Origin of the sequence: Neptunomonas sp., assembly GCF_041601355.1 — a bacterium.
Classification (GTDB): Bacteria; Pseudomonadota; Gammaproteobacteria; order Pseudomonadales; family Balneatricaceae; genus Neptunomonas.
This window is the reverse complement of the sequence record NZ_JBFIIH010000040.1, coordinates 14,714-29,343: the sequence shown is the minus strand read 5'-3', so window position 1 is coordinate 29,343 and position 14,630 is coordinate 14,714. Positions and strand designations below refer to the sequence as shown.

Below are 14,630 nucleotides of genomic sequence, written 5' to 3'. Positions count from 1 at the left end.
ACCATCATTACCGGCACGTACGTATAAAGCACAGGGCAATCCCTGCTTTGCTTCCAGACAAGGGTAATAACAGCGGTCAAAGAAGTCCTTAAGTGCACCACTCATATAAGCCAGGTTTTCTGTGGTACCCATAATAATGGCGTCACACGCCAAGACATCCTCCGGAGTCGCTTCCAACGGCGGAACCCAGCGGGCGTGTACTTGTTCAATATCCGGGTGTTGTGCGCCTTTCAAAACCGCTTCGGCCATCAGGCGTGTGTTTTCAGAAGGTGCATGTGCAACGATTAAAAGTGTTTTCATCGGTATTACCACTCTCGCCAATGACTATTCGATTATTATTGATCGTATTGACACAAACATACACCCCACTGAATATGTACGACAGCCCTTATACATTAGTGTCACTTTTTCTTAATCATCCTGTCACATTATTATTGCACCATTTATGGAAACACTGATGACTCGCTATAGCTCACGAGAAACGTCATAGCCAGCACTTTAACCCATATAACTCACTCTATAATGATGGTAACCATGCACATATTTATTCAACAAATAGCCTCTTTGTTTGATGCTCAGGGTAATCAAACCTATGGTGAAGATATCAACCAGATAGAACATGCCGTTCAGTGTGCAGAACTGGCAATCATAGCAGGGGAATCTTCTGAGCTGGTAGTTGCCGCCCTTTTGCACGATATTGGACACTTGATCGCCGCAACAGATTTAGCTTTTGGTAATTATAAACATGACGTTATTGGCGCTGAATTTTTAGCACCTTACTTTCCTAAAGAAGTCACCGAGCCTATCCGCTTACATGCCCAGGCAAAACGCTACCTTTGTGCGGTTGAAGATGGGTATTTAGCGGGATTATCTGCAGCCTCGCTCGACTCACTCAATAATCAGGGTGGCTTGATGTCAGTATCGGAGCAACAGGCTTTCTTACAAGACCCGTTTGCCCAAGCATCTATTAAACTTCGCCGTTGGGATGATGAAGGTAAAGTACAGGAACTCAGTCAGCACGGCATTAGGCATTACTTGCCATACCTTGAAGCCGCTATTTCAACAGTAACAATACCCGCCTAATTCTCAGGATTCATCATGCTAAACGACGCACAAACATTTTCTCAAAAAGGTTATATCGCCTTACAACAAGCACTCAATAGCGATGATATTGAAACCTTAGACAATGCAAGCCAAGAGCTCTATACACGTTCCGAGCAATTACTTAAAAGCATTGCAAAAAATGGAGATACTCTCACAGAGTTTTACAATAAAAACACTGATGAACTCATTGTTGTTCCTGAAATAGATAACGCAAACAAAGTGTGCCGTTATGAATACATCAGTGGATACAGTGTAGCTGTTCGTACTAAAATCATTCCGAAGCTACAAACTCTGATAGAACAACTGACTCAAAAAAAATTCGTTTTATTCAAAGATAAATGTAACGCAAAAAATCCAGGTGGTGGCGCATTCGCACCTCATCAAGATATCATCGCTTATGATCAGTTTAAGCCAACTTACCATATCACCGCCGCTATTTTTTTGGATGATGCTACCATCGAAAATGGTTGTCTTTTCTTTCCTGAAAACTACTTAGAAGACCTCAAGGACTTGAACACCACGCGGGTAAGCACTCTTAATGGTAACCTGCCTATACTTGATAGCGATAAAGGTGGGCGTACTCATGGCAATATATGTCAGGATATAAGTGAGCAGATTCGCTGGACGCCTGTGACTGCTAAAAAAGGTGATGTGGTTCTATTTGACTCTTACGCACCCCATTACTCAGAAATAAACAGCTCAAACATGACTCGTAGAGCCATGTTCTTTACCTTTAATGCAGAAAGCGACGGTGATTTCTACCAAGCATATTATGATATGAAACATCGTGAATTTGATAATCCAAAATTCCATATAGCAACGCCCACGGCCCATAGAGAGTTAGCCGAGTAAATACGGAACAAACAATAAAAGCCCTCCTATCAATAAAGGAGGGCTGCTTTATAAAAGAGTTAATTACTCTTTTACACTGCGCTGCTCAAAAGTAAGTTGTATGAAGTCCCTGATCCCCGGCAATGCACTACGGTTTTTCTGCCAAACAACATGTTCTAGCACACCTGCAGAGGCCTCAGTTATCGATACTGTACGTAAGCGTTCATCGGGGCGTATATCCTGCTCTAACGCAAAACCAATGCCTAGCCCATAGGCAACCGCTTCGCACATATCAAGACGACCATCCACCGTAATATGAGCGTTCGCATTCATATTGGATTTACGAAATAACGCAGTTAACAACTGCTGAGTACAGGCTTCCGGCTTATAAAAAATCAAAGGTTCCCCTTCTAACTGCGTCACACTAAGACTCTTTTGCATCGCCAAAGGATGGTTAGATTTCACAATAGCCATAAGTCGGTGGGACGAATAAGCAAACCGAGAAAGCCCTGGCTCCAACTCATCAGATGGAAAGAGACCGATATCCACTTCGCGGTTGAGTATCATTTTTTTACAACGCAGTGTGGTGACAGAGGTTATTTTTAAAGTGACCTCGGGGAATCGCTGATTAAACTGTGCGATTAATGGCATAAACACCAACGGCGAGGCGGTAGCCACACGTAATGTCATTTTACCGGGGGTCGTTTGCGGGTTAGCCAGTGCCTCTATTGCCCCTTGTAAATCACTGTACTGACACGTGATTTGATAAAGGCGTTTACCCAACTCTGTAGGCCTCAAGCCACGACTAAAGCGCTCTAGTAAAGGTGCTTCAAAGCGCGACTCTAACTTGCGAATTTGCGCTGTAATAGCCGGTTGGCTAACGGACAGCTGCTGTGCTGCCCGCGTAAAATTTCCACATTGAATTACCGCATTGTAAGCACGCACTTCTGCTAATGAATAATCCATAAAAGAGCCTTAACAACGCCGCTCTTCATTGTGCGATTTTATAGACGATGCCATCATCGAAGGCTCTTTTATCGATGCCCTTATAGATCCTCTTACAGGAGCCTTTTTAGAAAGTTCTGGTGGTTGTGCCTGATTCTGTACCTGGGTCTCTGTGTATTCAGGCAAGCGATCAAGCCGAGCTTGTGGCGATTCTAACAGTGGAATAGAAGCAATTAATTTTTGAGTATAAGGTTGTTGAGGCTTAAGAAAAATCTGCCTGACAGTACCCTGCTCAACCATGGCACCATCTTTCATCACACACACCCAATCACATAAATTAGCGATCACGCTAAGGTCGTGTGAGATAAACAAAATAGTCAGACCTAGCTCAGCCCTTAGCTCTTTTAATAGAGCGAGGATTTCGGCCTGAATCGACACATCCAGTGCCGCCACCGATTCATCCGCCACAATAAATTTTGGATTACACACCAGTGCCCGAGCAATACTGATTCGTTGCCTTTGCCCACCTGAAAAAGCATGCGGAAACCGCCGTAAATGTTCAACTTCAATATGGCAGCGCTTAGCAACCTCTATTACACGCTGGTCGGTTTCTTCTCGGCTGGAGGTTAACTTCATAGCCTCCAACGGCTCAGCGATAATATCTCTAATCGTCATTCTTGGATTCAGCGAACTATGAGGATCTTGGAACACCATCTGTGCCGTTTTGGATAAACGTTTACGCTTAAGGCGTTTGCTTGCGCCAAAATGCACTTTCTTCTTAGTGCCGTAATACTTAACACTTCCCTCACTAATAGGTGCAGCTCCCAAAAGAGCCTTACCTAACGACGTCTTGCCAGAACCGCTCTCACCCACCAAGCCGATAATTTGCCCTTCCGGCAAATCCAACGAGATATTCTTTACCGCCGTAAACATCTCTTGTTTACGGCTGTTTCCTGCCATTGGATAGCTTACTGAAAGATCATTAATACTAAGGAGCGCCTGCGGTTTCTCCTTTGGTGCTTCAGGTAAGTTATCCAAATTCGGTAAAGCGGCTAACAAGCGCTGGGTGTAGTGGTGCCGGGGCCTAAACAACACTTGGTCTGCATTGCCCGCCTCCACCACTTCGCCTTTGCGCATCACTGTTACGTTATCGGCTATTTTGGAAATAACGCCCAGATCATGCGTAATAAACAACATTGCCATGCCCATCTGCTCGCGCAGCTCTAGCATTAACTCCAATACTTGCGCCTGAATCGTTACATCCAAAGCAGTGGTAGGCTCATCTGCGATCAGTAACTTAGGCTTTGTTGATAATGCCATAGCAATCATGGCGCGCTGTCGCATCCCCCCTGACAACTCAAACACGTACTGATCGAAGCGTCGGGCAGGATCAACAATACCAACGCGATCAAACAAGGCAATTCCTTCTCGACGAGCTTGTTCACGACTGTAACCCAAATGAATCTGCATGGTTTCTACGATCTGTTCACCGAGACGAATCGCTGGTGCAAAGCTGGCCATAGGTTCTTGGAATATCATTGAAACCATATCACCACGCACTTTGCGTAAGTCGCGGCCGCGCAGCTTTAGAATATCGATATCACTGTTGTCGTGGCAAAGTCGCAACTGGCTCTGCGGCTGAATAATGGCGTTGCCCGGCAGTAGCTGCATGATACTTTTCGCGGTGATCGACTTACCAGAACCGCTTTCGCCAACAAGCCCCATCACCTCACCCGGGCGAATATTAAGGCTAATATTATCAACGGCATGAACTAAACCTTCATCGGTATTGAAGTCGATACTTAGATCGCGAATTTCAAGCAGATTAGTGTGCATGCTTTTATTAATCATCATTTATTTCTTCTCCGAATAAGGGTCAGCAGCATCGCGCAGAGCGTCGCCAACAAAAACAAAAGCCATAATTAACACCACAAAAACGAGTACCGGAAAGAACTGCCAAATCATATTTTGCTGAATATCTGGGTCCTGAGCTTTTTGCAGTAAAACACCCAAGCTATTAACCGGTTCAGTTAAGCCTAATCCCAAGAAGCTAAGGCTGGTTTCTGCCAAGATGACGTAAGGAAAGTTAATCAAGGTATCGACGATAATATAACTCGTGAAACTCGGTATCAGATGGCGCCAAATGATCTTCCAGCTACTGGAGCCACACAGCTGCGCCGCTAATACATAATCCTGATTTCGCTCAGTTAGAATGTGAGTACGCAAACGCCGCCCTAGCGTAGCAAAATCTAGCGCCCCGATAACCACAGCAATCGCAAAGTAACGCTGCACAGAGGTAAGATCCATACTTGATAAGGCAACAGCACACGCCAGGTAAACAGGGATCGATGGGATAACACGAACCGCTTCTGTAAAGCTCATTAGCACCGCATCAACTCGCCCGCCAAAATAGCCACTGACGCCACCTACCAGCAAGGAAGTAAACAGCTTAACGATCAAAGCAACCACGGCAATACTCACCGTTACCCACACCGCATGTAGGGTACGGCTGAATACATCTTTGCCATCTTCGTCTGTGCCCATTAGATGAATATCGCCCTGTTCAACACCAAACAAGTGTCGATCCCAACGAAGATCCAAATCCAGGCCCGCCATACTGAAATCAATCAGGCTGTATTCCCACCCTTTAACAAAGAACTGCACATAACGTCGTTTATCTCTATCGACGTTATATTTATTCTGTGAGGAGGAGCTCAGCGCACCGCTGGAAGTCAGTGCATCAAGTGCATCCAAACCGCCACTAGCGGCCAGTGCTTGAAAATCAATTTTGGGTTTGCTTTTGCTGTATGTGTACGTAAATGGACGTAAAGAAACGCCCTGCTTATCCCAAAAGAAAAAGGCTTGTGGTGCTCCTCGTCGGTATTCAGCATCAGCACCACGAATGGATGGGTCTACCGGAGAGAAAAACGGTGCAAAGAAACCCATCAGAATGATAGATACCAATACCCAACCCGCGACTACTCCGCTGGCCTTGCGCGTAAAGCGTGCTTTGATCAACGCTAACTGGCCCGCGGTGTAATAAGACTCATCTTGCGATGTTTTAGTTTTTTGCCCAAAACGGGCCAATACACTACTCATCATAATCTATCCAAGTACACTCTTACGGACTCGCGGATCGATCGCCGCCAGAACGATATCAGTCATAAAATTCATCGAGATAACAACCAAGGCCACCAGAAAGAGAATCGCGGCGGCCATCTCCTGATCATTCGTCATGGCCAATGCTTCAATTAGTAGTGCTGCTGAATCTGTAAGGCCGATAACCACGGCTACGATAGGCAGATCATTAAATACTCGCTGAAAATCGAAACCAATGCTGTTAAACAGCGGGCTAATTGAATGACGGACGGGGTAGCCCACCCATAAGCTCATACCATGCACACCACGAGCACGGGCGGCATCAACATAAAGCTTATTAGATTCATCAACGACTAAAGCGCGCACCGTTTGTAATTGCAGTGCGGTTGCAGCCCAGCCAATAACAAAAATGGGTAGCCAGATATGGCTCAGAAAATCAGTTAACTTAGCGTACTGAAATCCACTCGCACCAAACCAAGGCTCATTACTCCATTGATCTGAAAACAAACCCGTAGGTACGGGTTCACCTGCAAATACGTAAAGTAAAATAATGCTCAACGCTAATAAGAAATTAGGTAATGCCAACCCCAGATAACTGATAACGCGTAACTTAAGATCTAACAACTTGTTAAAACTCAAACCAAGCGAGTTAATCAGGCGTTGTTTTTGGCTATGCTGCGGGTTCGTATCCAGCCAGGGTTTATTGATCATGTAAGCCGAGAGAATGCCAAAAGGGACTGCAATCAAATAGGCAAACACTAAACCAGCAATACAGAAGCCAAAACTCATCCAGAAGCGATCACCCAATGCAACATTGACTGACTGACGCTTAGCGCAACTAAAACCCAGATCACCTCTTAATGTGAGATCAGTAATCCAACTGCTCCAGCGAACCACTAAAGAGCGATCCAAACCCATTCGTGATCTTTCAGCAGCAATATCCGCCTGTGTAATCATCTCCCCTTGAGTACTTTTATAAGCAATATACTTTTCGGCACAATCACCGGGTAATACTTCCATCAATGAAAAAACAATGCCGCTCACGATCAGTAGTGTCATTAACGCCAGCAGGTAACGGTTAAGTACGTAATGAAAGTACTGGCTGCTACGGCTACGCCAAAACAAAAATCCAGCCACACTGAGTAGAACCCACAACAACCAGGTGTTGGTAAAAAAATCGGCAATCACAACCGGACTCCATAAACATAACGTGTTAACCCTATGCCACTGATAACCTTGGTCTGTATAGGGCATCACCCTCAAATAGGGTTAGCAAACTCAGATAGCTAAAGCTTCACTCATTAAAAGGGAGAGACAGTGCCTCTCCCTTTTCTAACCTTTCAAATGATTAGTTATTAGCCATGTCCTCGTTACCCAAGAACCACTGAGTAGCAAGATATGGATACATACGATAGAACTCATATGAAGATGTTTTAGGTACGGCAAAGTTACCCAGAGAGCGGCTGCGGTAAACCGGAGATACTGCTTTAACCGTACCGATAATGAACAGGTCATCAACCACCCGCTGAGCAATCTCTGTACCTAGTTCGTTAGATTCCGGCGTACCTGCTTTGAGTGTCACAAAACGAGCGGCCAATTTCTGCATCTGAGCAACGGTTGCTGGCGGTGCGACACCTTCAGCACCATTAGTGTCAAGGAACTGTGACCACAACATGCCCGTACGCAAATCAAAGAAACCACCATAAGGAGGAACCAGCGTTTCGGTGTTGCTGGCAATATTTGACAACGGACGCCCCATTACCCAGCTAAGTACACTTAGATCATTAGCCGTTTGCGAGTTACGGTACTCATCAGAGGTCACTTCTTTGATAGTGGTTTTTACACCGACATCCGTCCAGTTAGTGGCAATGATTTCGACCAGCTCAGTCGGCGTGCCCTGAGTTGCATATTGAATATTTAACTCAAGCTTTTTACCTGAAGGAAGGTCACGTACACCGTCGTTGTCTTTATCAACAACACCGGCTTTATCCAGCAGTTCAGCGGCCATTTTCGGATCAAACTGAGTCCAGCTTTTTTGTAATTCGTCGGTAATAAACGGCGTGGTATCCGCATCAAAACCGGTGTACTGCATGGGTTTACCCAAACCGAAGTACGCCACTTCGTTAATCTGGTCACGGTTCATCGCTACCGACATAGCACGGCGGAAATTGATATTGTTAAATACCGCACGCTTCTCTTCATCTTTATCGGTCAGGTTGAAGGCAAATGTGGTTTGAGCGATTGTTGGACGCAGTGCAATCTCGTACTTGCCCTGCCCCTTGTTTTCTAGCAAAACAGGAGTCTGCGGCAAATTCACGGCCTGCGCTTTGTAATCCACTTCGCCAGCAATGAGCTTAGCGGTTTGGATATCTTCATCACCAATGAAAACTTCTTTGATCTCGTTAATATAAGGCAGTTGGTTACCTGCCGTATCGACTTGGAAGAAGTATGGATTAGCCACTAAGCGGCGCCCTTCCAACGACTCTTCCACAACCAAATGAGACTCCAGAGATGGCATAATTGCCGTTAAACCAGCGTTAACTAAGCGATCAGAAGCGGCTTTGTCTTTTAACAAAGGCGTTGGGATATCTTTCCAATCAGACTGGCCGTAGTAGAAGTTAATAACCTCATAGCCATTATCAAAGCCTAATGCTTGGGCTTTTTTATCCGCATCTTTATTCAATTTAGGGTGAAACTGAGCTAGCAGATGCTTAGGCTGAAACGGTTGCGCGTAGTCTTGAGCAAAGTTATCCAAAAAGCCCGGCGCAGGTTTGTTCATAGTGAACTGCACGGTGGTTTCATCTAATACATCAACTTTTATCGCTTTGCCCGCAGACAAGAAACGATCTTTTGGCTTCTCGATAATATTGCTATCCATCAGCATGTTGTTGTACCAAAAAGCAATATCTTCGGCCGTGAAGGGGCTACCATCTGACCACTTATGGCCCTTACGCAGGTTAACCTTAAGTACTGTAAAATCGCTGTTCCATTTCCAGGATTTAGCCACGTTTGGCACGACCGTTGCCAAATCATCACTAAAACGTACCAGGTTCACATGGCGGACCGACAACAGATCAGAGGTGCCTGACTCTGTCGCTTTAGAAATACCATCCAGCACACCACCGTACAGACCAATACTCTGATACGGAGCAATCACCAATGGCTCTTCTGGTATGCGCTTAGCTAGCGAAAGTAGCTCTGCATTACCGGCTATACGGCTATTAAGTGCTTTTATAACCGGATTCTCATTAAAGCTCATCTGGCAGCCATGCAGACTTTCAAATTCTGCTTTTTCAAATATATGGGGATAAGTTCCACCTGCATCAGCACCGACAACAGCCGGACACGCCGCTACTGCATTACCTGAGATAAGTGCTATTGCACTGGCGATCAGAAATTTAGACATGGGTTGCTTCCTGAATGGTTGAGTGTTGAACGGATTGATCATTAAATGAGTCACTACATAAATCACTAGGTCGAAACGCAGACCAGTTAAGAACTGACCAGTTGCGCTGTGTTGCTATCTGCAAAAGCTGCTTGTCCGGGTTGGTTGCAATGGGGTAAGCAACTACCTCTAGCAAAGGCAGATCATTAATAGAATCGCTGTAGAACTGAGCACCGTCTAAGGTTTCATCATGCTCGACCAACCAGCTATGCAAGCGAGTTACCTTGCCGTTTCTAAAGGTTGGAACACCGTCAATTTGGCCTGTGTAAAAACCCTGCTCACTTGCCAAGCGAATGGCCAAAACATCGGCTACGCCCAAATGGCGTGCAACCGCATTAACAATGAACTCAGCGGTTGCCGAGACAATCAGCAAGCGATTTCCCAATGCAGCTTGATTCTCTAAAATTTGATGTGCTTCAGAATAAATACGAGGAGCAATATATTGCTCAACAAAGCACGGCATCATCTCGTTGATGGTAGCGATACTTAAATGGCGCAGTGGCTCAATAAAGAAACGGATGTAATCATCTAGCACGAGAGCTTCGGCGTTATACAAAGCCATCATTTGCTGATCACGTTCTACAAACGCACTATCGACCAAGCCTTCAGTTAGCAAGAACTGACAAAATAGCGAGCAGCTATCTCCCGCTACTAAGGTTTCATCCAGGTCAAAAATAGCTAACGCCATTATGCAGCCCCTTTATAAGAGAGCTGTTTACGTCGCTCTTTACACAATAAGCCACTCGCTACGGGCTTTTGGTGATGGTGTATTCCTAAAAGATCACACACCACACCGCAGATTTCTGTTTGCGAAGGTGAGCAATCAGCTTGATGGGAGAAGCGCTCGCCGATAACAAATAGAGGAATATCACGCTCTTCGGGTAGAGTTCCGCCATGGCTTTTATCACTGTTCATTCCATGATCAGCAGTAATCAATATTTGATAACCCGCCGCTATCCACTCAGGTAAGTGATAAGACAACGACATATCAGAGTGGCGAGCTGTATTACGATAATGCGCACTATCAAACCCAGAACGATGCCCCGCATCATCAATATTCATCGGATGAACTAACAAAAAATCCGGATCGTATTTACGGCGTAGCCATTCAGCATCGAGGTATAAATGGCTATCCGGATAATGGTCTTGGTGGTAGAAACAGCCGTATTGAATAAGCTGCTCAGGCGCTTCGGTATAACGATCTCTGGCCGCATCATAAGGAGCACGGTTATACAGCTCGCTAAACCAATGATAGGCCGCAGCGGCCGTCGTTAAGCTGTTTTCGCGCGCCAAACTAAACACACTGGTTTGCGTAGAATTACGCACTACATGGTTATGTACAATACCGCTTTGAATCGGCGTAGCGCCGGTCAGGATCGTTTCATACAAGGGCCGAGACATCGACGGAAGCTCACATTGCAACTTATACAATGTCGCCTTGCCCTGCTCTTTCAACGCATGCAAAAAACCCATGCACTGCTCGGCTGTGTTGTACTCAAGCCCATCAAGAACGACCAGTATTACTTTATTCGACATATCTTTCCGCCAGATCAGGTACCGGTACTGTCATACCGGTAAAGCATTATTCAAATCATTGGCGAAAAGCATAAACAGGGAATATGAACGAACGAAGACAACTAAAAGATATTTTTATGACAACGCCTTATCATGACTTCCATGTATAAGCGTTGGTTATGTTTTGTAATACAAATGAAGTAATTCGTAGTGCCCCTGATATTACTGAAGGACTGGTAACATCAGGGCGGGAAACGCCACTGCAATAGCCACCCGAAGCAGTGCCCGTGGTATGCTTGCTGCTGTAAGTACACTTAACAGCCGACAAACACAGATGAAGTAAACGGCCTTGCTGATGGTTTTATGATTGGCCGCTGACGCAGCCGATAAGAGTTACTTTGGGCTATTTATTTAAGAAGGCTCATATGGGTTAGGCTTGAACATCATATACACTCAGAATTTTTGTTTTCATTGACTCACTTTTAGGAAAATGGGATGGAGTCCCGCCGTATTCCAAGAGATTGTATGCTGACATGTGAGGTTTAACTGCTCGCTTGTATTCGGTCTCTTAAATGAGTCGTCTATATCGACTCGGACCCTAATGGAGTTCCGCTCGTTAGCTCCTCATTTCCCCTACCGGTCTCTAAGACCCGCTGCGAACTCAGGCTTTGCTAACGTCGGTTCAACCTGTCGTACCATTACATTCACTCTCTCGCAATTCTCTTTAACTTTATCTTTTCAGGTTAGGTGCTGATCGGGCAATAATCAGTGCCTTTCGACATCATTGCCCACAATATGCGGGCATGCTTCGCGGCTAAAGCCACCGCGGCTTTATTAAACCCTCGACGCTCCTTGATCGACTTCACCCACAGACTTTTACGATCATCCTTTATCTCAAGATACCACATCACCGCACGCGCCCCATGGATCAGAAGGGTTCTCAAATACACATCGCCTCGCTTGGTGATCCGTCCGTGTCGTGCTTTTCCACCTGATGACCATTGGCGGGGCACCAATCCTAGCCACGCAGCAAATTGGCGGCCATTCTTAAACTCCCGAATGTCGCCTACAGTGGCCACAAGTACCGTTGCTTTCAGTGGACCAATACCCTCAACTTACATCAGGCGTTTAGTGGTTTCTTTAGCTTTTGCTATCGCATCGATTTTACGGTCGAATTCATTGATGATCCGATCCAATTCACAGAGTCGGTGATATTGATCAGCGAATACTTCACGGGCTAGATACGGCACATTATGGTTAGACTATCAGGGAGTTTCGAACGGACGTGACAGCGGCCTTGAGGTAGAGCAATCACGAACTCGGTTAGAAACCCTCTAACCTGATTAACAAGCGCATCGTGCTCACCCACAAACAATGAGCGCGCCCTGTGAACCGTCAAAACCGCCTGTTGCTCCTCATCCTTAACAGGTATAAAGCGCATATTGGGGCGACCCGCTGCCTCACATATAGCTTCTGCATCGTTGCGATCGTTTTTTTCATTTTTACGATAAGGAGCGACAACCTGTGGAGCCATCATCCTGATGTCATGGCCTAGTTTACGGAGTTCTCTACTCCAGTAGTGGGCAGCGCCGCAGCTTTCCATACCGTCGATACTGGGCTCCAGACGACAAAAGAACGTTAGAAGCTGCTGACGTTTTAGTGTCTTACGAAAAAGGAATGCCTCATTGCCATCGACGGCATACACTTCGAAGACATTTTTGGCCAAATCTAAACCTATCCGCATAGTATTCATGATGGACTCCTGCTTTTCGACGGGTTGTCTCAACAACCTCTGTGGCAGATTATTACCGGTGGAAGGGGGAGTCCATCCCATTTCACTAGGCCACGGATTAGACCCTAACTCGCAAATGGGTCCGTTGGTTTCGGCGAAGCAGCTGGATAGAGTTAACGGCTATATCGAAAAAGGCCGCCAGGACGGTGCCACTATTACCGCCGGCGGAAATGGCATAGACGGCCCCGGGTACTTTGTTAAACCAACCGTCATGGTGGATCTTGCACAAAACTCTGCACTTGTGCAGGAAGAGATCTTTGGTCCTGTTCTGGTCGCCCGTCCTTTTGATGATATTGACGAAGTGATTAAAGCCGCTAACGATTCACCCTATGGCTTAGGTGCCAGTATCTGGTCGAATAACTTATCACAGGTGCATCGCATGATCCCGCGCATCAAATCCGGTAGTGTATGGGTTAATTGCCATACCGCGCTTGATTCAGCACTGCCCTTCGGAGGCTATAAACAATCCGGACTGGGAAGAGAGATGGGATCAGCCGTGATCGAGCATTACACTGAACTTAAATCCGTCTTGATACATATTTAAAGCGAACATTTAAGCCAAGCGTTTGGAAGTTAAGATAGCTGTTTACAATACAGGGGCTAACCAGCCCCTGTATTTATTCTGATTCTACATTTCTCTCTTTAACTATTCCTATGCCTTGTAGCGCTTCTCAGCGATCCAACAATTCAATCCAGTGTTGCACAGGTACTTTCGCTTTCGATTCGAGATGCAGCTGGCACCCGACGTTGGAGGTCACGATACGATCTGGTTTCCCCTTCGTTAGCGCTTCTAACTTATTGCTTAACAGTTTTTGGCTCATGTCAGGCTGTAAGAGTGAATAAGTTCCCGCCGAACCACAGCAAAGGTGTTTATCCTTAGTGCCAGTCAACTCGATACCCACTCGTTGAAGAATATCTTCAACCACGCCATTTTGCTGCATCGCGTGTTGTAAGGTACAGGGGCAATGCACAGCAACTTTGCCGGAAGATTCACGGGTATTAACAGAAAGCAAAGTGAGGTCTTCTGCGTGCAGTATTTCGCTGATGTCTTTGGTCAGCTCGCTAATTCTTGCTGCTTTTTCAGCATAGTTGGCATCATATCTTAGTGCGTAGCCGTAATCCTGCAACATGGCTCCACAGCCAGACGCCGTCATTACAATCGCTTCAACGCCCGCCTCTACCGCTGGCCACCAGGCATCGATATTACGCCGCATAAAGCCCAACCCTTCATCATGTGCACCCAGGTGATAACTGACGGCACCACAACACCCTGCGTTAGGCTCTTCCAGCAGCGTAATACCCAGCTTATCTAAAACGCGCGCCGTGGCGATATTGGTATTTGCTGCGGTACCTGGCTGGACACATCCTGCCAGCGCCAGCATCACCCGGCCGTGTCGTTTGTTTGGCCACGGGCTGTTCAGCTGTCGCTTAGGCGGTATCTTGGTTTTAATCGCTTCTGGCATGATCGGCCGCAGGATCTGCCCTGCTTTTAATAACGGGCCAAAACGCTGTGGATAAGGCAGCACTCGACGAAGCGCCCAGCGTATGAATTGCTGATTAAGCGGACGGTCGAGTTTTTTCTCTATTTCAGCGCGGCCAAAATCAATCAAGCGGCCGTATTTAACACCGGAAGGGCATGTCGTTTCACAGCTACGACAGGTTAAACAGCGGTCCAGATGCGTGCGGGTTTTCTCAGTAACCTCGCCACCTTCGAGCAGTTGCTTGATCAGGTAAATACGCCCACGCGGGCCATCTCTTTCATCATTGAGCTCTTGGTAAGTCGGGCAGGTCGCGTTGCAAAATCCGCAATGCACACAGCTTCTGAGAATCTGTTCGGCGTCTTGTCCCTGCGGGGAATCTTGATAGTGTGGAATGAGGTCCGTTTTCATAAAAGCCTGC

At 46.2% G+C, this 14,630-nt stretch carries 12 protein-coding genes and 1 pseudogene; 3 read left to right on the top strand and 10 right to left on the bottom strand.

Annotation, left to right across the window (positions count from 1 at the left end; translation table 11 throughout):
* On the bottom strand, positions 1-300 hold a 300-nt coding region (locus ABY436_RS08560), incomplete at its 3' end, for a flavodoxin family protein (RefSeq protein ID WP_372738557.1).
* Between the two features lie 234 nt (positions 301-534).
* On the opposite strand from ABY436_RS08560, the gene ABY436_RS08555 reads away from it, so the two are divergent.
* Positions 535-1,083 (top strand): HD domain-containing protein, encoded by a 549-nt coding sequence (locus tag ABY436_RS08555; protein WP_372738556.1) that lies wholly within the window; start codon positions 535-537, stop codon positions 1,081-1,083.
* Positions 1,084-1,098: 15 nt separating this feature from the next.
* Positions 1,099-1,956 (top strand): phytanoyl-CoA dioxygenase family protein, encoded by an 858-nt coding sequence (locus ABY436_RS08550; RefSeq protein WP_372738555.1) that lies wholly within the window; start codon positions 1,099-1,101, stop codon positions 1,954-1,956.
* A 63-nt stretch (positions 1,957-2,019) separates the two neighbouring features.
* On the opposite strand, the gene ABY436_RS08545 is transcribed toward ABY436_RS08550, so the two are convergent.
* The 8 genes and pseudogenes from ABY436_RS08545 to ABY436_RS08510 all read right to left on the bottom strand — a co-directional run bounded on the left by ABY436_RS08545 (position 2,020) and on the right by ABY436_RS08510 (position 12,692).
* Complete coding sequence (locus tag ABY436_RS08545; RefSeq protein ID WP_372738554.1) at positions 2,020-2,901, bottom strand: LysR family transcriptional regulator; 882 nt, start codon at positions 2,899-2,901, stop codon at positions 2,020-2,022.
* A gap of 9 nt (positions 2,902-2,910) precedes the next feature.
* On the bottom strand, positions 2,911-4,734 hold the full coding sequence (locus ABY436_RS08540; protein ID WP_372738553.1) for a dipeptide ABC transporter ATP-binding protein: 1,824 nt from the start codon (positions 4,732-4,734) through the stop codon (positions 2,911-2,913).
* A complete protein-coding gene (locus tag ABY436_RS08535) occupies positions 4,735-5,982 on the bottom strand; it encodes an ABC transporter permease (RefSeq protein WP_372738552.1) in 1,248 nt (415 codons plus the stop codon).
* Between the two features lie 3 nt (positions 5,983-5,985).
* Positions 5,986-7,167 (bottom strand): ABC transporter permease, encoded by a 1,182-nt coding sequence (locus ABY436_RS08530; RefSeq protein ID WP_372738551.1) that lies wholly within the window; start codon positions 7,165-7,167, stop codon positions 5,986-5,988.
* Positions 7,168-7,327: 160 nt separating this feature from the next.
* On the bottom strand, positions 7,328-9,385 hold the full coding sequence (locus ABY436_RS08525) for an ABC transporter substrate-binding protein (RefSeq protein ID WP_372738550.1): 2,058 nt from the start codon (positions 9,383-9,385) through the stop codon (positions 7,328-7,330).
* Positions 9,378-10,112, bottom strand: coding sequence for an HAD family hydrolase (locus tag ABY436_RS08520; RefSeq protein ID WP_372738549.1), 735 nt, complete (start codon positions 10,110-10,112; stop codon positions 9,378-9,380). Before ABY436_RS08520 ends, ABY436_RS08525 begins: the two co-directional genes overlap by 8 nt.
* Positions 10,112-10,960 (bottom strand): alkaline phosphatase family protein, encoded by an 849-nt coding sequence (locus tag ABY436_RS08515; RefSeq protein ID WP_372738548.1) that lies wholly within the window; start codon positions 10,958-10,960, stop codon positions 10,112-10,114. The genes ABY436_RS08520 and ABY436_RS08515 overlap by 1 nt, the downstream gene beginning before the upstream one ends.
* A gap of 722 nt (positions 10,961-11,682) precedes the next feature.
* Positions 11,683-12,692: pseudogene (locus tag ABY436_RS08510) on the bottom strand (IS110 family transposase).
* A gap of 115 nt (positions 12,693-12,807) precedes the next feature.
* On the opposite strand from ABY436_RS08510, the gene ABY436_RS08505 reads away from it, so the two are divergent.
* The gene (locus tag ABY436_RS08505) at positions 12,808-13,275 is read left to right on the top strand and encodes an aldehyde dehydrogenase (protein ID WP_372738547.1); all 468 of its coding nucleotides are present in this window, start codon (positions 12,808-12,810) and stop codon (positions 13,273-13,275) included.
* Between the two features lie 127 nt (positions 13,276-13,402).
* On the opposite strand, the gene glcF is transcribed toward ABY436_RS08505, so the two are convergent.
* Positions 13,403-14,620 (bottom strand): glycolate oxidase subunit GlcF, encoded by a 1,218-nt coding sequence (gene glcF / locus ABY436_RS08500; protein WP_372738546.1) that lies wholly within the window; start codon positions 14,618-14,620, stop codon positions 13,403-13,405.
* Positions 14,621-14,630: the final 10 nt, after the last annotated feature.